This is a genomic window from Pseudomonas sp. QE6 (assembly GCF_041379005.1).
In the GTDB taxonomy this organism is placed as follows: domain Bacteria; phylum Pseudomonadota; class Gammaproteobacteria; order Pseudomonadales; family Pseudomonadaceae; genus Pseudomonas.
Genome location: NZ_CP166873.1, coordinates 847420 through 867078, shown reverse-complemented (window position 1 = coordinate 867078; position 19659 = coordinate 847420). Strand labels below are relative to the sequence as shown.

General features: G+C 65.1%; 19 protein-coding genes. 13 read left to right on the top strand and 6 right to left on the bottom strand.

The window, feature by feature from the left end; all coding sequences use genetic code 11:
• Positions 1-299 precede the first annotated feature (299 nt).
• From pstS to ACAW63_RS03870, 7 genes are all read left to right on the top strand, one after another.
• The gene (gene pstS / locus ACAW63_RS03900; protein WP_192433446.1) at positions 300-1271 is read left to right on the top strand and encodes a phosphate ABC transporter substrate-binding protein PstS; all 972 of its coding nucleotides are present in this window, start codon (positions 300-302) and stop codon (positions 1269-1271) included.
• Positions 1272-1666: 395 nt separating this feature from the next.
• Positions 1667-3700 carry an ABC transporter permease subunit gene (locus tag ACAW63_RS03895; RefSeq protein WP_371234565.1) on the top strand — a complete coding sequence of 678 codons (2034 nt, stop codon included), beginning with the start codon at positions 1667-1669 and terminating at the stop codon, positions 3698-3700.
• Between the two features lie 24 nt (positions 3701-3724).
• On the top strand, positions 3725-5401 hold the full coding sequence (gene pstA / locus ACAW63_RS03890; RefSeq protein ID WP_371231812.1) for a phosphate ABC transporter permease PstA: 1677 nt from the start codon (positions 3725-3727) through the stop codon (positions 5399-5401).
• A gap of 52 nt (positions 5402-5453) precedes the next feature.
• Entirely contained in the window at positions 5454-6290 is an 837-nt protein-coding gene (gene pstB / locus ACAW63_RS03885; RefSeq protein ID WP_371231810.1) for a phosphate ABC transporter ATP-binding protein PstB, read from the top strand.
• A gap of 85 nt (positions 6291-6375) precedes the next feature.
• On the top strand, positions 6376-7116 hold the full coding sequence (gene phoU / locus ACAW63_RS03880; protein WP_371231808.1) for a phosphate signaling complex protein PhoU: 741 nt from the start codon (positions 6376-6378) through the stop codon (positions 7114-7116).
• Between the two features lie 133 nt (positions 7117-7249).
• Positions 7250-8152, top strand: a complete 903-nt coding sequence (locus ACAW63_RS03875) for a response regulator (RefSeq protein WP_371231806.1) — start codon at positions 7250-7252, stop codon at positions 8150-8152.
• 114 nt (positions 8153-8266) lie between these two features.
• Entirely contained in the window at positions 8267-9166 is a 900-nt protein-coding gene (locus ACAW63_RS03870; RefSeq protein ID WP_371231804.1) for a peptidoglycan DD-metalloendopeptidase family protein, read from the top strand.
• Positions 9167-9393: 227 nt separating this feature from the next.
• Here the strand turns inward: ACAW63_RS03870 and ACAW63_RS03865 are convergent, their stop codons facing one another.
• The 3 genes from ACAW63_RS03865 to phoB all read right to left on the bottom strand — a co-directional run bounded on the left by ACAW63_RS03865 (position 9394) and on the right by phoB (position 12863).
• On the bottom strand, positions 9394-10734 hold the full coding sequence (locus ACAW63_RS03865; RefSeq protein ID WP_371231802.1) for a hemolysin family protein: 1341 nt from the start codon (positions 10732-10734) through the stop codon (positions 9394-9396).
• A 93-nt stretch (positions 10735-10827) separates the two neighbouring features.
• Positions 10828-12132 carry a phosphate regulon sensor histidine kinase PhoR gene (phoR, locus tag ACAW63_RS03860; RefSeq protein WP_371231800.1) on the bottom strand — a complete coding sequence of 435 codons (1305 nt, stop codon included), beginning with the start codon at positions 12130-12132 and terminating at the stop codon, positions 10828-10830.
• Between the two features lie 41 nt (positions 12133-12173).
• Positions 12174-12863 carry a phosphate regulon transcriptional regulator PhoB gene (phoB, locus tag ACAW63_RS03855; RefSeq protein WP_275609290.1) on the bottom strand — a complete coding sequence of 230 codons (690 nt, stop codon included), beginning with the start codon at positions 12861-12863 and terminating at the stop codon, positions 12174-12176.
• 256 nt (positions 12864-13119) lie between these two features.
• Here phoB and ACAW63_RS03850 point away from each other — a divergent pair, with 256 nt between their 5' ends.
• The gene (locus tag ACAW63_RS03850; RefSeq protein ID WP_371231798.1) at positions 13120-13488 is read left to right on the top strand and encodes a hypothetical protein; all 369 of its coding nucleotides are present in this window, start codon (positions 13120-13122) and stop codon (positions 13486-13488) included.
• 113 nt (positions 13489-13601) lie between these two features.
• On the opposite strand, the gene ubiA is transcribed toward ACAW63_RS03850, so the two are convergent.
• Positions 13602-14492: a 4-hydroxybenzoate octaprenyltransferase gene (ubiA, locus tag ACAW63_RS03845; RefSeq protein WP_371231796.1), complete on the bottom strand. Its 891-nt coding sequence runs from the start codon at positions 14490-14492 to the stop codon at positions 13602-13604.
• Positions 14493-14518: 26 nt separating this feature from the next.
• Positions 14519-15058, bottom strand: a complete 540-nt coding sequence (locus ACAW63_RS03840) for a chorismate lyase (protein ID WP_371234563.1) — start codon at positions 15056-15058, stop codon at positions 14519-14521.
• Between the two features lie 223 nt (positions 15059-15281).
• Here ACAW63_RS03840 and ACAW63_RS03835 point away from each other — a divergent pair, with 223 nt between their 5' ends.
• The 5 genes from ACAW63_RS03835 to ACAW63_RS03815 all read left to right on the top strand — a co-directional run bounded on the left by ACAW63_RS03835 (position 15282) and on the right by ACAW63_RS03815 (position 18073).
• On the top strand, positions 15282-15449 hold the full coding sequence (locus ACAW63_RS03835; protein WP_015479573.1) for a rubredoxin: 168 nt from the start codon (positions 15282-15284) through the stop codon (positions 15447-15449).
• A 199-nt stretch (positions 15450-15648) separates the two neighbouring features.
• Positions 15649-15816, top strand: a complete 168-nt coding sequence (locus ACAW63_RS03830; protein WP_371231794.1) for a rubredoxin — start codon at positions 15649-15651, stop codon at positions 15814-15816.
• A gap of 91 nt (positions 15817-15907) precedes the next feature.
• Positions 15908-17062: an NAD(P)/FAD-dependent oxidoreductase gene (locus ACAW63_RS03825; protein ID WP_371231792.1), complete on the top strand. Its 1155-nt coding sequence runs from the start codon at positions 15908-15910 to the stop codon at positions 17060-17062.
• A 202-nt stretch (positions 17063-17264) separates the two neighbouring features.
• Positions 17265-17537 carry an HU family DNA-binding protein gene (locus ACAW63_RS03820; RefSeq protein ID WP_009614168.1) on the top strand — a complete coding sequence of 91 codons (273 nt, stop codon included), beginning with the start codon at positions 17265-17267 and terminating at the stop codon, positions 17535-17537.
• Between the two features lie 134 nt (positions 17538-17671).
• Entirely contained in the window at positions 17672-18073 is a 402-nt protein-coding gene (locus ACAW63_RS03815) for a helicase (RefSeq protein WP_371231790.1), read from the top strand.
• 171 nt (positions 18074-18244) lie between these two features.
• Here the strand turns inward: ACAW63_RS03815 and ACAW63_RS03810 are convergent, their stop codons facing one another.
• Positions 18245-19651, bottom strand: coding sequence for an aminoacyl-tRNA deacylase and HDOD domain-containing protein (locus ACAW63_RS03810; RefSeq protein ID WP_371231789.1), 1407 nt, complete (start codon positions 19649-19651; stop codon positions 18245-18247).
• Positions 19652-19659: the final 8 nt, after the last annotated feature.

The following is a 19659-nucleotide window of genomic DNA, read 5'->3' as shown; positions in this document are numbered from 1 at the left end:
GTCCGCTCCCTAGATCGGAGCGCATGCGGCGGTGCGTGCTGTGGCGTCAGATTATGACGGTGTGGCTGCCTGCTAAGGTTCGCGAGCAAGCTCGCTCCTACAAGGGCATACAGGGCCCTTCCGCGGCTCTGGAGCACACCTTTCGCCACTTCCCCCGACTGTTTTGCCCTGCCATGCCGTTCGCGTAATTGCCTGATGGCATTTCATCCAACTGTCACATTCTCGTCATAGAGTCTTCATGCGGCCTGACGATACTGGCCCCCGTTCCATCCAACCCCATTCTCCTCAAGGAGCAAGGCATGAAACTCAAGCGTTTGATGGCGGCCCTGACCTTTGTCGCCGCGGGCGTAGGCACCGCCAGTGCGGTCGCCGCAATTGATCCGGCCCTGCCGGAATACCAAAAAGCCAGCGGTGTGTCGGGCAACCTGTCGAGCGTTGGCTCCGATACCCTGGCCAACCTGATGACCATGTGGGCCGAAGAGTACAAGCGCCTGTACCCGAACGTGAACGTGCAGATCCAGGCCGCCGGTTCCTCCACCGCGCCGCCGGCGCTGACCGAAGGCACCGCCAACCTGGGCCCGATGAGCCGCAAGATGAAGGATGTCGAACTGCAGGCCTTCGAACAGAAGTACGGCTACAAGCCGACCGCTGTTCCGGTTGCCGTGGACGCCCTGGCGATCTTCGTGCACAAGGACAACCCCATCAAGGGCCTGACCATGCAACAGGTCGACGCCATCTTCTCCTCCACCCGTCTGTGCGGCGGCAAGTCGGAAGTGAAGACCTGGGGCGATCTGGGCCTGACCGGCGACTGGGCGAACAAGCCCGTGCAGCTGTTCGGTCGTAACTCCGTATCCGGCACCTACGGCTACTTCAAGGAAGAGGCCCTGTGCAAAGGCGACTACAAGCCGAACGTGAACGAGCAGCCGGGTTCGGCTTCCGTGGTTCAGTCGGTCAGCCAGTCCCTGAACGGCGTTGGTTACTCCGGTATCGGTTACAAGACCGCTAGCGTGAAGACCGTTGCCCTGGCCAAGAAGGAAGGCGGCGAGTTCATCGAAGACAACGAAGCCAATGCCCTGAACGGCAGCTACCCGCTGTCCCGCTTCCTCTACGTCTACGTCAACAAGGCCCCGAACAAGCCGCTGAACCCGCTGGAAGCCCAGTTCCTGAAGATGGTGCTGTCCAAGACCGGCCAGCAGGTTGTGGTGAAAGACGGCTACATCCCGCTGCCGTCGAAAGTCGCCGAAAAAGCGATCAAGGACCTGGGTCTGTAATCAGCCCGCCAACCGGGCGGCCAGTGCCGCCCGGCATGGGCTGACGCCTTCCCGACCGGGCCCGCCAGCATGGCTCTGCTGGTGGGCTTTGTCGCGTCACCTCCATGTCATCTTTCTGTCACACAGAGCCGCTAGGGTGTCACTGCATGAACGACCTGGCCAACTCCCCGATGACTTCTTCTCTCCCCGAGCGGATCGATTTCAATACGCCTGCGCTGCAGCGCAAGCGCCGCATGCGTGCGCTCAAGGATCGACTCACCCGCTGGTACGTGCTGGTCGGCGGTCTCGCTGTCCTGGCTGCCATTACCCTGATTTTCTTCTACCTCGCCTATGTGGTGCTGCCGCTGTTCCGTGGCGCCACGCTGGAGGCGCGCGACCCCCTGGCTCCGGCCTGGCTGAAGACGGCGCAAGCGCCGCTGCTGCTGAGCATCGAAGAGCAGAATATGGTGGGCATGCGCGTCGCCGCCAACGGCGAGGTGGTGTTCTTCGACGCGAAGAAAGGCGACGAGATGGACCGCGTCGCGCTCAAGCTGCCTGCCGGCAGCAGCGTGACCTCCATCGCCGAGGACCAGCCGGGTCAACCGACCGTGGCCCTGGGCCTGTCCAACGGCCAGGCACTGGTGTTCAAGCACACCTACAAGGTCACCTACCCGGACAACAAGAAAACCATCGCCCCGCAGATCAGCTACCCCTACGGCGAGACCGCGATCAACCTGGACCCCCAGGGCCGCCCGCTGGAGCACGTTGCGATCGTCTCGGGTGATGAAGGCCTGCTGCTGGCTGCCTCCACCGGCAGCCAGATGCTCCTGCTCAGCCTGACCAGTCAGGAAAACATGCTGACCGGCGAGACCTCGCTGGAAGAGGAACGCATCGACCTGCCGCAGATCGCCGAGCCGGTGAAGGCGATCTACATGGACCCGCGCAAGCAGTGGCTCTATGTGATCAACGGCCGCGCGCAAGCCGACGTGTTCAACCTCGGCACCCACCAGCTCAACGGCCGCTACAAGCTGCTGGATGACGCCTCCACCGCAGTGACCGCCAGCAGCCAGCTGCTGGGAGGCATCTCGCTGATGGTCGGCGACTCCAAGGGCGGCATCGGCCAGTGGTTCATGGCCCGTGGCGAAGACGGCGAACCGCGCCTGTCCCATGTGCGCGACTTCAAGCTGGGCGACCAGCCGGTGACCGAAATTGCTCCCGAGCAGCGCCGCAAGGGCTTCCTGGCCCTCGACAAGCAGGGCAACCTCGGCATCTTCCACAGCACGGCGCATCGCACCCTGCTGGTGGAAAACGTTGCCCCGTCGGCCGGCCTGATGGCCCTGTCCCCGCGCGCCAACCGCCTGATCGTCGAGCAGGGCGGAGAACTGCGCCGCTTCAGCCTCAGCAACCCGCACCCGGAAGTGTCCTGGAGCGCGCTGTGGGGCAAGGTCTGGTACGAGAGCTACGACAAACCCAGCTACGTCTGGCAGTCCACCGCCGCGACCACTGACTTCGAGCCCAAGCTGAGCCTGTCGCCGCTGACCTTCGGCACCCTGAAGGCCGCGTTCTACGCGATGATCCTCGCAGCGCCGCTGGCCATCGCCGCCGCCGTCTACACCGCTTACTTCATGGCTCCGGGCATGCGCCGCAAGGTCAAGCCGGTCATCGAGCTGATGGAAGCGCTGCCGACCGTGATCCTCGGCTTCTTCGCCGGCCTGTTCCTGGCGCCTTACGTCGAAGGCCACCTGCCGGGCATCTTCAGCCTGTTGCTGCTCACGCCGCTGGGCATCCTGCTTGCCGGCCTGATCTGGAGCCGCCTGCCCGAGCGCATCCGCCTGAGCCTGCCGGCCGGCTGGGAAGCGGCGATCCTGATTCCCGTGGTCCTCGCCACCGGTGCCTTCGCCCTGTGGATGAGCCCGCACCTGGAGACCATGTTCTTCGGCGGCGACATGCGCCTGTGGATCAGCCACGACCTGGGCATCACCTACGACCAGCGCAACGCCCTGGTAGTGGGCCTGGCCATGGGCTTCGCGGTGATCCCGAACATCTTCTCCATCGCCGAGGACGCCATCTTCAGCGTGCCCAAGAGCCTGACCTACGGCTCCCTGGCCCTGGGCGCCACGCCCTGGCAGACGCTGACCCGCGTGGTGATCCTGACCGCCAGCCCGGGCATCTTCTCCGCCCTGATGATCGGCCTGGGTCGTGCGGTGGGCGAGACCATGATCGTGCTGATGGCCACCGGCAACACCCCGGTGATGGACGTGAACATCTTCCAGGGCATGCGCACCCTTGCGGCGAACGTCGCGGTGGAAATGCCCGAGTCGGAGGTGGGCGGGACTCACTACCGTGTGCTGTTCCTCTCGGCACTGGTGCTGCTGTCCTTCACCTTCGTGATGAACACCCTGGCAGAGCTGATCCGTCAGCGCCTGCGCAAGAAATATGCGTCGCTCTAAGCGACGCCCGACGAGGCTAGTTCCGTGAAACAGAAACAGGAATCCGTCAAAGCGTGGTTTGCCAGCGGTACTCCCTGGGTGTGGATGAACGCAGGAGCCGTGTCCATCGCCGTGATCATGACCATCGGCCTGCTCGCCGTGATCGCCGTGCGCGGTCTCGGCCACTTCTGGCCGGCGGACGTGATCGAGGCGACCTACACCGTCCCCGGTGAAGCGCCCAAGACCCTGATCGGTGAAGAGGTGCAGGTCGAGCAGGTACCGCGCGAGCGTCTGCGCGGTGCCGGTCTGCCGGTGCCGGACAACGGTCCGGAGTTCATGACCCGCGAGCTGCTCAAGCTGGGCAACCGCGACCTCTACGGCAGCGACTTCTCCTGGGTGATCGGCGAGTGGCTGGGCGACAAGCGTCACCCGGCCGATCTGGTGACCCTGGAGCGCCGCGAGTGGGGCAACTTCTATGGCTACCTGCTGAACGTGAAGGAAAACGGCAAGGTGGTCGCCGAAGGGCCGGCTGCCATGGCCGAGCTGCAGACCCGTCTGAAGCGCGTCGACGAGCTCTACGCCAAGCTGTACCAGCTGGAGAAGAAGGACATCGGCGGCATCAACCACGGCCTCGAGCGCCTGCGCCTGAAAGAGCGCGGCCTGCAGCTCAACGGCAAGCTGGATGCCGCCGCCGAAGCCGATATCGCCGCCAGCCGCGCCGAGCTGAACGCCCAGTACAAGGTGCTGGAAGAGCAGCTCAATGCCCTGCACCAGGAATTCAACCGCGACAGCGTCGTCATGCGCGATGCCACCGGCAATGAAACCGAGATCACCCTGGGCAAGTTGGTGCACGCCTACCAGCCCAACGCCATGGGCGTCGGCGCCAAGCTGAGCTTCTACTTCCAGAAGCTGTGGGAATTCCTCAGCGACGACCCGCGTGAAGCCAACACCGAGGGCGGCATCTTCCCGGCCATCTTCGGTACCGTGATGATGACCCTGGTAATGGCCGTGATCGTCACCCCGTTCGGTGTGATCGCCGCGGTCTACCTGCGCGAGTACGCCCGCCAGGGCCTGCTGACCCGCATCATCCGCATCGCGGTGAACAACCTCGCGGGCGTCCCGGCGATCGTCTACGGCGTGTTCGGCCTGGGCTTCTTCGTCTATGTGCTGGGTGGCTCAATCGACCGGATGTTCTTCCCCGAAGCCCTGCCGGCGCCGACCTTCGGCACGCCGGGCCTGTTCTGGGCTTCGCTGACCCTGGCGATCCTCGCCGTACCGGTGGTGATCGTGGCCACCGAGGAAGGCCTGGCGCGTATCCCCCGTGCCACCCGCGAAGGTTCCCTGGCTCTGGGCGCGACCAAGGCCGAGACCCTGTGGAAAGTGGTCCTGCCGATGGCCAGCCCGGCCATGATGACCGGCCTGATCCTCGCCGTAGCCCGTGCCGCCGGTGAAGTGGCGCCGCTGATGCTGGTGGGCGTGGTGAAGCTGGCCCCGGCGCTGCCGGTGGACGGCAACTACCCGTACGTGCACCTGGACCAGAAGATCATGCACCTGGGCTTCCACATCTATGACGTCGGCTTCCAGAGCCCGAACGTCGAGGCCGCGCGCCCGCTGGTGTACGCCACCGCGCTGCTGCTGGTGATGGTCATCGCCCTGCTGAACTTCTCGGCCATCGCCATCCGTAACCGCCTGCGCGAAAAGTACAAGGCGCTGGAAAACTGATTCTGCCGGCGGCGGGCCAGGCCCGCCGCCAAGCCTCCAAGGGAGACTGAAGATGCAACAAGAAACCGCTACCCACGGCATCGACATCGGCGCGCTCGGCCGCGGCGACCGCCAGGGCATGAGCCTGGAGAGCGAGACCGTCGCTCTCGAAGTACCCGGCCTGAGCCTGTTCTACGGCGAGAAGCAGGCGCTGTTCGACGTCAGCATGAACATCCCCAAGCAGCGCGTGACCGCCTTCATCGGCCCGTCCGGCTGCGGCAAGTCGACCCTGCTGCGCTGCTTCAACCGCATGAACGACCTGGTCGATGGCTGCAACGTGAAGGGTGAGATCCTTCTGGATGGCCACAACATCTTCGCCAAGAACGTGGACGTCGCCGAACTGCGCCGCCGCGTCGGCATGGTGTTCCAGAAGCCCAACCCGTTCCCCAAGAGCATCTACGAGAACGTGGTGTACGGCCTGCGTATCCAGGGCATCAACAAGAAGCGCGTGCTCGACGAAGCCGTCGAGTGGGCGCTCAAAGGCGCGGCCCTGTGGGACGAAGTGAAGGACCGCCTGCACGAATCCGCCCTCGGCCTGTCCGGCGGTCAGCAGCAACGTCTGGTCATCGCCCGCACCATCGCCGTGGAACCGGAAGTCCTGCTGCTCGACGAACCCTGCTCGGCACTGGACCCGATCTCCACGCTGAAGATCGAAGAGCTGATCTACGAACTCAAATCCAAGTTCACCATCGTCATCGTGACCCACAACATGCAGCAGGCCGCGCGCGTCTCCGACTACACGGCGTTCATGTACATGGGCAAGCTGATCGAGTTCGGCGACACCGATACCCTGTTCACCAACCCGGCCAAGAAGCAGACCGAAGACTACATCACCGGTCGTTACGGCTAGTTTCGCGGTATTGCGTGCGCGGTAGAACTTCCCGGAGAACATTTGAAGCCTGCGGCCCGGAGCCAGCGGCTTTCGCGGAGCGAACATGATCAACAAAGAAAGCCTGACCCATCACATCTCGCAGCAGTTCAACGCCGAGCTGGAAGATGTGCGCAGCCACCTGCTGGCCATGGGCGGCCTGGTGGAGAAGCAGGTCAACGACGCGGTCAACGCGCTGATCGACGCCGACTCGGGCCTGGCCCAGCAGGTGCGCGAGATCGACGACCAGATCAACCAGATGGAGCGCAACATCGACGAGGAATGCCTGCGCATCCTCGCTCGCCGCCAGCCGGCCGCCTCCGACCTGCGTCTGATCATCAGCATCTCCAAGTCGGTGATCGACCTCGAGCGCATTGGCGACGAAGCCTCGAAGATCGCCCGCCGCGCCATCCAGCTGTGCGAGGAGGGCGAATCGCCGCGCGGCTACGTCGAGGTGCGCCACATCGGTGGCCAGGTGCGCAAGATGGTGCAGGAGGCGCTGGACGCCTTCGCCCGCTTCGATGCGGACCTCGCCCTGTCGGTCGCGCAGTACGACAAGACCGTCGACCGCGAGTACAAGACCGCCCTGCGCGAGCTGGTCACCTACATGATGGAAGACCCGCGGGCCATCTCCCGCGTACTCAACGTCATCTGGGCCCTGCGTTCGCTGGAGCGCATCGGCGACCACGCGCGCAACATCGCCGAACTGGTGATCTACCTGGTGCGCGGCACCGATGTTCGCCACCTGGGCCTGACCCGCATGAAGGAAGAAGTGCAGGGCACCGGCAACGGCAACAAGCCCGAATAAGGCGTGCGCACGCGGCACCGACGAACCCGGCCAGACGCCGGGTTCGTCATTTTATGGCCGGCTGGTTCCGCGCCGATGGCATGTCGCCACTCAGCGAGGCTATTCTTCGCCCTATCGTTCGAAGGAGCTGCCGATGGGCAAGGTCAGTGTGCTGGTGGTGGATGACGCTCCGTTCATCCGGGACCTGGTGAAAAAGGGGCTGCGGGACCATTTCCCCGGCCTGCAGATCGAGGAGGCGGTTAACGGCCGCAAGGCGCAGCAGTTCCTCGCGCGCCAGAGCGTCGACCTGATCCTCTGCGACTGGGAGATGCCCGAGTTGTCGGGCATCGAACTGCTCACCTGGTGCCGCGAGCAGGACAGCCTGAAGACCACGCCGTTCATCATGGTCACCAGCCGTGGCGACAAGGACAACGTGGTGCAGGCCATCCAGGCCGGCGTCTCCGACTTCATCGGCAAGCCGTTCTCCAACGACCAGTTGGTGAGCAAGGTGAAGAAGGCGCTGTCCCGCGCCGGCAAGCTCGAAGCCTTGGCCGCCCAGGCGCCGCAGCGCAGCCTGGTCGGCTCCATGCCCAATGACTCGCTCAGTGCGCTGACCGGCGGCAAGGCTGATGTGGTACGCCCGGCTCCTGCTCCTGCTCCTGCTCCGGCTGCGGCGCCGCGTCCCGCTGTTCCGGCGGCTACCCCGGCTGCCGCGCGCGCCGCCGCGAAGGGCCAGCAGGGCCAGTTGCGCCTGCCCCAGGCCAACCTGCCGTGCGTGATCAAGGCCCTGAGCCTGAAGGAAGCGCTGCTGGTGGTGAAGCGTGGCTCGCCGCTGCCCCAGGTGCTGGAAAGCGCTGTGCTGGACCTGGAGGAAGACAGCGACGTGGCGCGGCTCAATGGCTACCTGCACGCCGTGGCGGCGCTGGAGCCCAAGCCCGACAGCGAGTGGCTGCAGCTCACCTTCCGCTTCGTCGACCGCGATCCGCAGAAGCTCGATTACCTGTCGCGCCTGATCGCCCGCGGCAGCTCCCAGAAGCACTACGTGCCCGGCGCCTGACCGTGCGCCGACCGGTGGGCGGCACTGCTTCACACGCCGGCCGTCGACAGGTCGCTCCGGGTCTGCCGCGCTGCTAGTCTTGCCGTTGTCGCCATACCTATAACCAGAGTCGACATGCTAGGGCGCAGTATCTTCCTGTGCGGCCTTTTGGCCGCATCAGGGACGGCTTCGGCCGTGACCATCTACAAGTACACCGACGCCAATGGCGTGGTCACCTACACGGACAAGGCCGTGCCGGGTGCGGCGGTGTTCGTCTTCCGCGACCGCATGGTCGAGCACCTGGAGCAGCAGGTGAAGCTGGAGACCAGGAAGCACGCCGGCGGCGAGACGCTGCAAGTGCGCAACGACCTGTACGCGCCGGTGGAGGTTGAGCTGAGCGTGACCGGCGCGCAGAACGCCATTGGCGTGCCGGAGCGACCGATCCGCTGGGTGCTGCCGCCGCGCAGCGCGATCCGCCTGGCGACGCTGACCCCGCGTGAACCCGGCAAGCCCATGCTGTACAAGCCCAAGCTGCGCTATGCGCTGGGCGATCCGCGTCCGCAACCGCTGGCTTACCAGTACGCGTTGCCCTGGGTGGGTGGCCCGTTCCGCCTGACCCAGGGCGCCAATGGCCGCTACAGCCATTTCACGCCCAAGGGGCGCTACGCCATGGACATCGCCATGCCGGTGGGTACGCCTATCGTCGCGGCCCGTGGCGGCATGGTGGTGAAGATCGAGAACAGCCAGGACGGGCGCGGCAAGAACCCGTCCGGCAACTTCGTGCGCATCCTGCATGACGACGGCACCATGGGCGTATACCTGCACCTGATGCGCGGTTCGGTGCTGGTCCACGAGGGGCAGCGTGTGAGCACCGGGACCTCCCTGGCGCGCTCGGGCAACACCGGCAACAGCAGCGGCCCGCACCTGCACTTCGTGGTGCAGCGCAACGTCGGCCTGGCGCTGGAGTCGATTCCCTACAACTTCGCCCAGCCGGTGGATAGCCTGCCGAACTTCGCGGTGGTGAAGGAAAACTGAGACGTAATCCCCTGTAGGAGCGAGCTTGCTCGCGAACCCGCCCAGCTCCGACGCTGCCGGTGAATACTGTTCGCGAGCAAGCTCGCTTCTACAATCAATGCCAGGTCTGCGGCTTTCGCTGTGCGCGAAAAAGCCGGACCGCGGAGAAGCTCCGCTCCTACGAGGGCGTACATGGCCAATAAAAAAGGCTGCCCGAGGGCAGCCTTTTTCGTTCATGGGCGTAGCCGTCAGTCCAGCTTCACCACCTTGGCGAGGACGATCTTCGGGCCTTTCATCTTCTTCACGATGATGCGCAGGCCTTCGGTATCGAGCACTTCCTCTTCTTCCGGCACGCGTTTGAGCGTGTCGTAGACCAGGCCGGCGAGGGTATCCGCCTCGACGTGGTCGAGGTCCAGGCTCAGCAGGCGCTCCAGCTTGAACAGCGGCGTGTCACCACGCACCAGCAGCTTGCCGGGCTGGTAGGCGACGATTCCGCGCTCGGCCTTGCGGTGTTCGTCCTGGATATCGCCGACCAGCACTTCCAGCACGTCTTCCATGGTCAGGTAGCCGATCACCTTGTGGTCGGCTTCCTCCACCAGGGCGAAGTGCGAGCCGCCCTGGCGGAACTGCTCCAGCAGGCGCGCCAGCGGCATGTGCTTGGTCACCATTTCCAGCGGATGGGTCAGCTCGTCGAGGTCGAAGGACTCAGGCAGGCTTTCCAGCGTGGTCAGGGCCAGCAGCAGGTCCTTGATGTGCAGCAGGCCGATGAACTCGCCCTTGCCGCTGTCGTACACCGGGTAGCGACTGTACTTGTGGCGGCGGATGGTGGCGAGGATGTCGTCCAGCGGCGCGTTGCGTTCCAGGTAGACCAGGTCCTCGCGGGAGTTGGCCCAGTCCACGACTTCCAGTTCGCCCAGTTCCACCGCCGAGGCCAGCACGCGCATGCCCTGGTCGCTGGGGTCGTGGGCGCGGCTGGAGTGCAGGATCAGCTTGAGCTCGTCACGGCTGTAGTGATGTTCGTGGTGCGGGCCCGGTTCACCCTGGCCGGCGATCTTCAGGATGGTGTTGGCACTGGCATTGAGCAGCCAGATCGCCGGGTACATCAGCCAGTAGAACAGGTACAGCGGCACAGCGGTCCACAGCGACAGCAGCTCGGGCTTGCGGATGGCCCAGGACTTGGGCGCCAGCTCGCCGACCACGATGTGCAGGTAGGAAATGATGAAGAACGCGGTGAAGAACGACACGCCGCGGATGACTTCCTCGGAGTGCACGCCGACCGCGCCCAGCAGCGGCTCGAGCAGTTCGGCGAAGGCCGGCTCGCCGACCCAGCCCAGGCCCAGGGAGGCCAGGGTGATGCCGAGCTGACAGGCGGAGAGGTAGGCGTCGAGCTGGTTGTGCACCTTGCGCAGGATGGTGCCCCGCCAGCCGTGCTGCTTGGCGATGGTCTCCACGCGGGTGGAGCGCAGCTTGACCATGGCGAACTCGGCGGCCACGAAGAAACCGTTGAGCACGACGAGGAAGAGAGCGAAGAGAATCAGGCCGAAATCGGCGAAGTAGGTCAGGAAGTTGCTACTAGGGGAAGGGTCCATGGTTCTGTTGGATAAGGAATGGACGGACAAGAATGCGGTTCACGGACGCCACTGGCAAGCCCGCTGATTGCAAACTCATGTGTACGAGCGCCCTCAGGCGCGACGCTCGACTTGTTGCGGCGGGAAGTGGCAGGTGAAGCTGCTGCCCTTGCCCGGCACGCTGCTGATATCCAGGGTGCCGCGATGGCGCAGCAGCACGTGCTTGACGATGGCCAGCCCCAGGCCGGTGCCGCCGGTACTGGCGTTGCGGCTGGAGTCGACGCGGTAGAAGCGTTCGGTCAGGCGCGGCAGGTGCTTCGGATCGATGCCGATGCCGCTGTCCTGCACCGCCAGGTGTGCGCCCTGGTCGTCGGCCCACCAGCGAATGCGGATCTCGCCTTCCTCGGGGGTGTATTTCACGGCGTTGAACACCAGGTTGGAGAAGGCGCTGCGCAGCTCGGTCTCGCTGCCCTTGAGCTTCACCTTGGCGTCGGCCTCCAGGCTGATGCGGTGGTTGCGCGCGCCGGAGAGCGCCTGGGCATCGTGACGGATCGACAGCAGCAGCAGGTCGATCGCCACCGGCTTGTTGTCGCCCGGGTAGTCCGTGGCTTCCAGCTTGGCCAGCAGGAGCAGATCGTTGAGCAGGTTCTGCATGCGCCCCGCCTGCTGCTGCATCTGCTGCAGCGCGCGGGTCCAGCGCGGGTTCACGTCCTCGACGTTGTCCAGCAGCGTCTCCAGGTAGCCGGCGATCACCGTCAGCGGGGTACGCAGCTCGTGGGAGACGTTGGCGACGAAGTCCTTGCGCATCTGTTCCAGCTGATGGACGCGGGTCACATCGCGCACCAGCATCAGGTGCTCGCCGGCCCCGTAGATGGTGATGTGGAACTGCAGGCGCAGGTTGTCGTTGATCGGCGAGGTGAGCTCCAGCGGCTCGCGGTAGTCCTCGTGGGCGAAGTATTCCTTGAAGCGCGGATGGCGGACCAGGTTGGTCACCGGCTGGCCACCGTCCTGCGGGCTCTTGAGGCCGAGCAGGCGTTCGGCGGACTGGTTCCACCACTCCAGGTTGCCGTCGCGGTCGAGCAGGATCATGCCGTCGCGCAGGGCCGCGGTGGACTCCTGCATGCGGTCGATCACCGCCTGCAGCCGGCCGCGCGCCTTCTGGTTGCGCCGCTGCAGGTGATAGATGCTGTCGAACACCTCGCCCCACAGGCCGTAGCCGTCGGGCGGGGCCTCATCGCTCTGGTGGGTCTTCAGCCACTGGTAGAGCCGCAGCAGTTGCCAGAGGGTCCAGCCGAGGTAGGCAGCCAGGGCAGCCGCCAGAGCCCAGCCCCATTGGCCGGAGACCAGTCCGACCAGCAGGCCGCCGGCGACGACTAACAGCAGGTGGCGAATCAGCACGCCACGCCAGTTCTGGGTCACGAAATTCCGTTCCTTGTACCCGTCAGGCCAGAGCAGCCCGATCAGCTTTTGGTCGAGAAACGATAGCCGGTGCCGCGCACGGTCTGAACCAGATTTTCGTAGACCTCGCCCAGGGCCTTGCGCAGGCGGCGGATGTGCACGTCGACGGTACGTTCTTCCACGTAGACGTTGCCGCCCCAGACCTGGTCCAGCAGTTGGCCGCGGGTGTAGGCGCGCTCCTGGTGGGTCATGAAGAACTGCAGCAGGCGGTATTCGGTCGGGCCCATCTCGGCCGGCTTGCCGTCGATGGTCACGCGGTGGCTGATCGGGTCGAGCATCAGGCCGCCGACTTCGATCGGCGTCTCGCTATCGCCGGCGCCGGTGCGGCGCAGCACGGCCTTCAGGCGGGCCACCAGCTCGCGCGGGGAGAAGGGCTTGGTGATGTAGTCGTCGGCGCCGACTTCCAGGCCCTGGATCTTGTTGTCCTCTTCGCCCTTGGCGGTGAGCATGATGATCGGGATGCCCGAAGTCAGTTCGTCGCGCTTGAGGCGGCGGGCCAGTTCGATGCCGGAGGTGCCCGGCAGCATCCAGTCGAGCAGGATCAGGTCCGGCTTGCGGTCGACGATCACCGCGTGGGCCTGCTGGGCACTGTCGGCCTCAAGGCATTCGTAGCCGGCCATCTCCAGGGCCACGGCGATCATTTCCCGGATCGGAGCTTCGTCATCGACGATGAGGATTGTCTTGCCAACCATGCTGGTGCCTCAGGAATTTTCGTATTGCGCCGCATTAGATAACGGAATTATTTCAGGGATGTGACATGGGAATGTTAGCCGGGCCTCGTCGTAGAGCGCTCGTCTATGCTGAATCAGCCACCGTGATTTTCTCGTGCGGTTGGCGATGCGGCTGGTGCCATGGCGCCGGCATGCCGCGATGACGGTTGCGAGTGCGTAGTCGAGGTCGCCGTGCGATAACACCCGCGCCGTTCCACCTCAGCAGAGGAGACACGCGATGAAGAGGTTGCTCCCGGCCCTTGCCTTTGGGCTGGCCCTCCCGGCGATGGCCGTGCTGGCGGCCGAGCCGGCGATGGAAAAGAACGGCATGCTGGTCGATGCCAAAGGCATGACGCTGTACACCTTCGACCAGGACAGCGGTGGCAAGTCGATGTGCAACGGTGGCTGCGCGCAGAACTGGCCGCCGCTGAAGGCCGCCGCCGACGCCAAGGCCATGGACGACTGGACGCTGGTCAAGCGCGATGACGGCAGCATGCAGTGGGCGTACTACGGCAAGCCGCTGTACACCTTCATTCAGGACAAGAAGCCGGGCGACATGAACGGCGAAGGGAAGATGGGCGTCTGGCACATGGCCAAGCCGCAGTAGCTCCAGCCGCGCCAGTCGGTAGAGAGCTCTTGTAGGAGCGAGCTTGCTCGCGAACCCATGTCCCGTTGCCGGGGTTCATTCGCGAGCAGGCTCGCTCCTGCGAAGGGCTGGCCTCAGCGCAGCGCGTAATCCAGCACCGTGCCGAGGAAGATCGCCAGCCCCGCCCAGTGGTTGTGCAGGAAGGCCTTGAAGCACTTCAGCGGCTCGCGGTCCCGTGTGGAATGGAACTGCCAGGCGAAGCAGCCCGCCGCCACGGCGAGGCCCAGGTAGTAGGGCTGGTGCATGTCCAGCTTGTTGCCGGCCAGGACCAGCAGCAGGAGCATCAGGCCCTGCAGGGTCAGGTTGATCGCCCGGTCGGCGTCGCCGAAGAGGATCGCCGTGGACTTCATGCCCATCTTCAGGTCGTCCTCGCGGTCGGTCATCGCGTAGTAGGTGTCGTAGGCCACGGTCCACAGCACGTTGGCGAAGAACAGCAGCCAGGCCGCCGCCGGCAGTGTGCCGCCGGCCGCGGTGAAGGCCATGGGGATGCCCCAGGAGAAGGCCGCGCCGAGCACCACCTGCGGGTAATAGGTGTAGCGCTTCATGAACGGGTAGAGCGCCGCGATCGCCGCGCCGCCGAAGGACAAGCCGATGGTCTGCGCGTTGGTGCACAGCACCAGCAGGAAGCTCAGACCCAGCAGCACGAAGAAGGTGATCCAGGCTTCGCGCACGGTGATCTTGCCGGTCGCCAGCGGGCGGGCCCTGGTGCGCTCGACGTGGCCGTCGAGCTTGCGGTCGGCGAAGTCGTTGATCACGCAGCCGGCGGCGCGCATCAGCACGGTGCCGACGACGAAGATCAGCAGGTTCTTCGCGCTGGGCACGCCGCCGCTGGCCATCCACAGCGCCCACAGGGTGGGCCACAGGAGCAGGTAGATGCCGATCGGCTTGTCCATGCGCGTCAGCTGGAGGAAGTCCCAGGCGCGGGGGTGCAGGCGGGCGAGGGGTTTGATCAGGGCGACGAACATGGCGGCCTCCGGAAACGATCCGGGGATTATACGGACTGTTCTTCGAGGCGGTGCCAGAGCGTGGGCAGGAATACTTCGGCGACCAGTACGCCGAGGCCGTCGCGACTGAACAGCGAGCGGCGTCCCCAGAGACGCTCGACGCGAACGTCGGTGGGCAGGCAGGCGGCCGGATAACGGCACACTTCGATGGGGCCGCGATGGAAGGCGCGGTCGCTGAACAGCAGTTCGCCCAGGGAGCGGCTGCCGAGCAGGCGCAGGTCGAAGCCGGAACCTTCCAGCGCGTGGCGTGCGGCGACGCTGCGGGCGAACACCCAGGGTTGGCCGTGGCCCTTCAGGTACACCTCGCGGACCCAGCCCAGGCTGCCGTCGGCTACACCCAGGGCGGCGCATTCGTCCGCGCGCATCCGGTGCCAGCCTTCGGCCAGCGGCTGCACCGCGAAGCCGCCGTCGGACAGTGCGGTCAGCCGGCGCGTTAGCGAACCCTCGTCGAACAGCCAGTCCAGAACCTGGGCGGAAGGCGCGGGATGCAACTGGGCGGCGGAGAGCCAGCGGGGCGGGTGGGACAGGGCTGCGTCGGGCACGGTGATGACTGCGGGTGACCAGGGACGCGGCAGCTTAACATGGCGGCTTTGCGCGGCCGATTGTGTTCTCTGCAAGAGTGCCTTACGCCATACCCCACCAAAGGTTTGGCCGGTCGGTCGGTACTTGCGCGCCGGCCCCATCGCCAGTACAAAGCCCGACATTGGATGCACTGACGTCCAAGCGACAAGAACACGAGGGTGAGAGCCGATGAAGAAGTGGCAGTGTGTGGTGTGTGGCCTGATCTATGACGAAACCAAGGGCTGGCCGGAAGAGGGCATCGCCGCCGGTACCCGCTGGGAAGACGTGCCGGAAGACTGGCTGTGCCCGGATTGCGGGGTGGGCAAGCTGGACTTCGAGATGATCGAAATCGGCTGATCCCGCCTGGATGGATTCCCGCGACGGCGGCCTTCGGGCCGCCGTCAGCGTTTGTGGCCCCGACAAGGCAATTCCTGGCGGCGTAGACTGGTAGAGCGCCGGGTTGGCCCTGCTGACGAAACCCGGCGGCGCAGCCGCCGTTGGCCGGTGTGCGCAAATTCGTTAGCTTCACCGGGCAATCCGCAGGAGGGCTTGGCCGATGCGCAAATGGCAATGCGTGATCTGTGGCTTCATCTATGACGAGGCACTGGGGCTGCCGGACGAAGGCATCCCGCCGGGTACCCGCTGGGAAGACATTCCCGCGGACTGGGTGTGCCCGGATTGCGGTACGGGAAAAATCGACTTCGAGATGATCGAGATCTCCTGATCACTCCCCCGGTCGAACGAATTTCACGCGGCGAGCCGTCGGCTGCCGTGCCGTCTATACGAAGTGGCGTCTTTACGAGGTGGAGAGAGCAATGAGTGACAACGCACCGCTGGTGATCATCGGTACGGGCCTGGCCGGCTACAACCTGGCGCGCGAGTGGCGCAAGCTCGATGGCGAGACGCCGCTGTTGCTGATCACTGCCGACGACGGCCGCTCCTACTCCAAGCCGATGCTCTCCACCGGGTTCTCCAAGGACAAGGACGCCGACGGCCTGGCCATGGCCGAACCGGGCGCCATGGCCGACCAGCTCAAGGCGCGTATCCTCACCCACACTCGCGTTACCGGCATCGATCCGGGCCACCGGCGCATCTGGATCGGCGAAGAGGAAATCCGCTACCGCGACCTGGTGCTGGCCTGGGGGGCGGACACCATTCGCGTGCCGGTGGAAGGTGACGCCCAGGACCTGATCTTCCCGATCAACGACCTGGAAGACTACGCGCGCTTCCGCAGCGCGGCGGCCGGCAAGCGCCGTGTGCTGCTGCTGGGCGCCGGGCTGATCGGCTGCGAGTTCGCCAACGACTTGTCCAGTGGCGGTTTCCAGATCGAGGTGGTGGCACCCTGCGAGCAGGTGATGCCCGGCCTGCTCCACCCGGCCGCCGCCCAGGCGGTGCAGCAAGGGCTGGAGAGCCTCGGCGTACGCTTCCACCTCGGACCGGTGCTGAACCGCCTGGTGCGCGCGGGCGATGCCCTGGAGGCGCACCTGTCCGACGGCAGCGTGATCGCCTGCGACCTGGTGGTTTCCGCCGTGGGCCTGCGCCCGCGAATCGACCTGGCCGCCGCCGCGGGGCTGGACGTCAATCGCGGCGTGATGGTCAACCGCGAGCTGCGTACCTCCCACGCCAACATCTATGCCCTGGGCGACTGCGCCGAGGTCGATGGCCTGAACCTGCTCTACGTGATGCCGCTGATGTCCTGCGCCCGTGCGCTGGCGCAGACCCTGGCGGGCAAGTCGACCACCGTGGCCTATGGCCCGATGCCGGTGACCGTGAAGACGCCGGTGTGCCCGCTGGTGGTTTCGCCGCCGCCACGCGGCAGCGAGGGTGAATGGGTGGTGGAAGGCTCTGGCCCGGACCTCAAGGTGCTTTATCGGGATACCGCCGGTCGTTTGCTGGGTTACGCCCTGACTGGGGCAGCCGTCAGCGAAAAACTCTCGCTTAACAAGGAGTTGCCGGCTCTGTTGGCGTAAAAGCCCTTTGCGGTGACGGTTTTACTGTGGGAATGTGCTCTTAAATTGTCGGACGATACTGGCGCGCCTGCTTTCGGCGTGCCATTCTCCCCCCGTCTGCCGCAGCCTAGAGCCTGTACGGCAAGCCTGCGGTGCCTTGGGCGCTGTTGGGAAGACAGCACGGACACAACAACAACAAACCGTCAAAGAGGCATCTATATCTATGCGTAAACCAGAACTGGCCGCCGCCATCGCCGAAAAGGCCGACCTCACCAAAGAACAAGCCAACAAGGTGCTGAACGCGCTGCTGGACGAAATCACTGGCGCACTCAATCGCAAGGACAGCGTTACCCTTGTCGGTTTTGGCACCTTTATCCAGCGCCACCGTGGTGCACGTACCGGCAAGAATCCGCAAACCGGCCAACCGGTAAAGATCAAGGCCAGCAACACCGTTGCCTTCAAACCCGGCAAGGCGCTCAAAGACGCAGTCAACTGATCGCTCGCAGCCCGGAGCCAGAGCGGCTCCGGGTCGCCCCTCCAGTTACATAAACCCACCAAAAGATCGGATGTAGTCCCTTTTCACAGTGGCTACAATGCGCAGACTTTTGTCTCGAAAATCGAGGTTTGTGCATGAAATTTCGTCTTTTGCTGTGGTTGCTCGGGCGCATGATGGCCAAGGCCAGTCGCGAGAATCCGGCATTCCAGAAGCAACTGGAAGGCAAGGACCTGGTGTTCCAACTGCACACCCTCGACGGCAAGGTTGCCCGCCACTACATCGTCAAGGACCTCAAGGTCAGTGCCCGTCGCGGCACCCATCCGCAGCCGGCCTTCGCCCTCGGCTTCAAGGATGGCGCCTACGGCTTCGTCACCATGACCTCGAAGAACCCGCAACTGGCGTTCATGCAGGGCATCCAGAACAAGGACATCCAGATCCAGGGAAACCCGGGCCTGGTGATCTGGTTCCAGGGACTGGTGAAGTACCTCAAGCCAAAGAAGAAAGCGGCACCGGCCAGCGATAAGAAGGCCGCCTGATCCACCATTGCGCACCATGAAAAAAGGCCCCATCCTGGGCCTTTTTTCATTTCAGCCGAGCGAGCTCTTGTAGGATGGGTGGAGCCTAAGCGATACCCATGCTGTCAGTGCTCTGGATCGATGGGTATCGCTGCGCTCCACGCCATCCTACGGACGAGGCCGAGCGCTCTTTCAGTGCGGCGCGTTGAACTGGCTGGCCAGCTCGCGCAACGCGGCTTCGGCGTCCAGCACCTTGCGCACCGCGTCCTCGGCCTTGTCGCGGCTGATGTTCAGGCGCTCCAGCAGGTCGTGCGGAATGCCCGTCTCCGGGCCGCCGCCGATGCCATTGTTGCGCAGCAGGCGGGTCGCCAGGCACACCAGGTTGGCGTAGGTCGCGCAGTCGCCGGCGTAGCTGGGGTCGTGCTGGAAGCGCAGGGCGGTGTAGATCTCCTCGGGCATGTCCCAGGTGCGCATCAGCCAGGCGCCGATCTGCTCGCGGGTGATGCCCAGCAGGTGCTGCTCGACCAGGTTGTGTTCGACGTGCGGGTTCACTTCCAGGTGCCGGCAGATCAGCGAGAAATGCGGCGGGAAGATGTGCGCCAGCACCAGGTAGCCGATGCTGTGCAGCAGCCCGCCGAGGTAGGTCAGGCCGGCTTCCGGACGTTCGGTGCGCGGGATGGCGCGGGTCAGGCCCTCAATCACCGCGGCGGTGTAGATCGCCTGGTGCCAGTAGGGCGTGGCGTGCTGCGGCTGGTCCTTGGGCAGGCTCAGGGTCTTGCCCAGGGCGAGGCCCAGGGCCAGGTTGATCACCAGGTCGAAGCCCAGCACGCGGACGATGGCGTCTTCCACCGAGCGGATCTTGCCGGGTGCGGCGTAGTAGGGCGAGGCGGCCCAGCTCACCACCTGGGCGGCCAGCGCCGGGTCGGTTTCCACCACGCCGGTGATGTCGTCCACCGTAGCGTTGGGATCGACGCGCAGCTTGATGATCTTCTGTGCGGTTTCCGGCAGCGGCGGAATCTCGATGGTTTCCTCGAGACGCTGCTGGATGCGCCGGGCGGTGAAGGCCTGCACGGCCTGTGTGATTTCGGCGCGGTCGTCGTCCGGGCGGTCGAGGTTCGGCCGGATGGCCTCCAGCGGAACGCCGAAGCGTGCGGCGCTGGCCTTCTCCAGCAGGCCGCGGAAGGCCGGGGTGGCGATCTCCAGCAGGACGCCGGCGGTGCCGGACTCGATCAGCAGCTGCGGCTCCTGCAGCAGGCGGTCGTCATACAGGCAGGGCGAGCTGGTCAGCGGCGGCAGCGCCGGCAGGCGGCTGAGCTGGTGTTTGCCAAGCATGCGCTCCAGGCGTTCGGGCTTGACCGCCACCAGCTTGCGACCGGTCAACTCGGCCAGGCGATTGAGGTCGAGCAGTTGGCTCTGCGGGAACAACACCAGCAGCGTGCCGACGCTGTCTTCCAGCAGACCTGCCTGGATGCGTCGGGCGCTGGACAGGGACGGGACGTCGCTGACCTCGCGATAGGCGATCCCCAGCTTGTCGAGCTGTTGCAGGATGACCTCGGGGGCCCGCGATGAGGCGGAAGTGGCGCGTGCGGCGTCGCTCATGAATGTGA

Excerpts from the sequence above, each read along its gene's own strand:
- pstS (WP_192433446.1), top strand. The coding sequence starts at position 300 with ATGAAACTCAAGCGTTTGATGGCGGCCCTGACCTTTGTCGCCGCGGGC.
- pstB (WP_371231810.1), top strand. The coding sequence starts at position 5,454 with ATGCAACAAGAAACCGCTACCCACGGCATCGACATCGGCGCGCTCGGC.
- phoU (WP_371231808.1), top strand. The coding sequence starts at position 6,376 with ATGATCAACAAAGAAAGCCTGACCCATCACATCTCGCAGCAGTTCAAC.
- ACAW63_RS03875 (WP_371231806.1), top strand. The coding sequence starts at position 7,250 with ATGGGCAAGGTCAGTGTGCTGGTGGTGGATGACGCTCCGTTCATCCGG.
- ACAW63_RS03870 (WP_371231804.1), top strand. The coding sequence starts at position 8,267 with ATGCTAGGGCGCAGTATCTTCCTGTGCGGCCTTTTGGCCGCATCAGGG.
- ACAW63_RS03865 (WP_371231802.1), bottom strand. The coding sequence starts at position 10,734 with ATGGACCCTTCCCCTAGTAGCAACTTCCTGACCTACTTCGCCGATTTC.
- phoB (WP_275609290.1), bottom strand. The coding sequence starts at position 12,863 with ATGGTTGGCAAGACAATCCTCATCGTCGATGACGAAGCTCCGATCCGG.
- ACAW63_RS03850 (WP_371231798.1), top strand. The coding sequence starts at position 13,120 with ATGAAGAGGTTGCTCCCGGCCCTTGCCTTTGGGCTGGCCCTCCCGGCG.
- ubiA (WP_371231796.1), bottom strand. The coding sequence starts at position 14,492 with ATGTTCGTCGCCCTGATCAAACCCCTCGCCCGCCTGCACCCCCGCGCC.
- ACAW63_RS03835 (WP_015479573.1), top strand. The coding sequence starts at position 15,282 with ATGAAGAAGTGGCAGTGTGTGGTGTGTGGCCTGATCTATGACGAAACC.
- ACAW63_RS03830 (WP_371231794.1), top strand. The coding sequence starts at position 15,649 with ATGCGCAAATGGCAATGCGTGATCTGTGGCTTCATCTATGACGAGGCA.
- ACAW63_RS03825 (WP_371231792.1), top strand. The coding sequence starts at position 15,908 with ATGAGTGACAACGCACCGCTGGTGATCATCGGTACGGGCCTGGCCGGC.
- ACAW63_RS03820 (WP_009614168.1), top strand. The coding sequence starts at position 17,265 with ATGCGTAAACCAGAACTGGCCGCCGCCATCGCCGAAAAGGCCGACCTC.
- ACAW63_RS03815 (WP_371231790.1), top strand. The coding sequence starts at position 17,672 with ATGAAATTTCGTCTTTTGCTGTGGTTGCTCGGGCGCATGATGGCCAAG.
- ACAW63_RS03810 (WP_371231789.1), bottom strand. The coding sequence starts at position 19,651 with ATGAGCGACGCCGCACGCGCCACTTCCGCCTCATCGCGGGCCCCCGAG.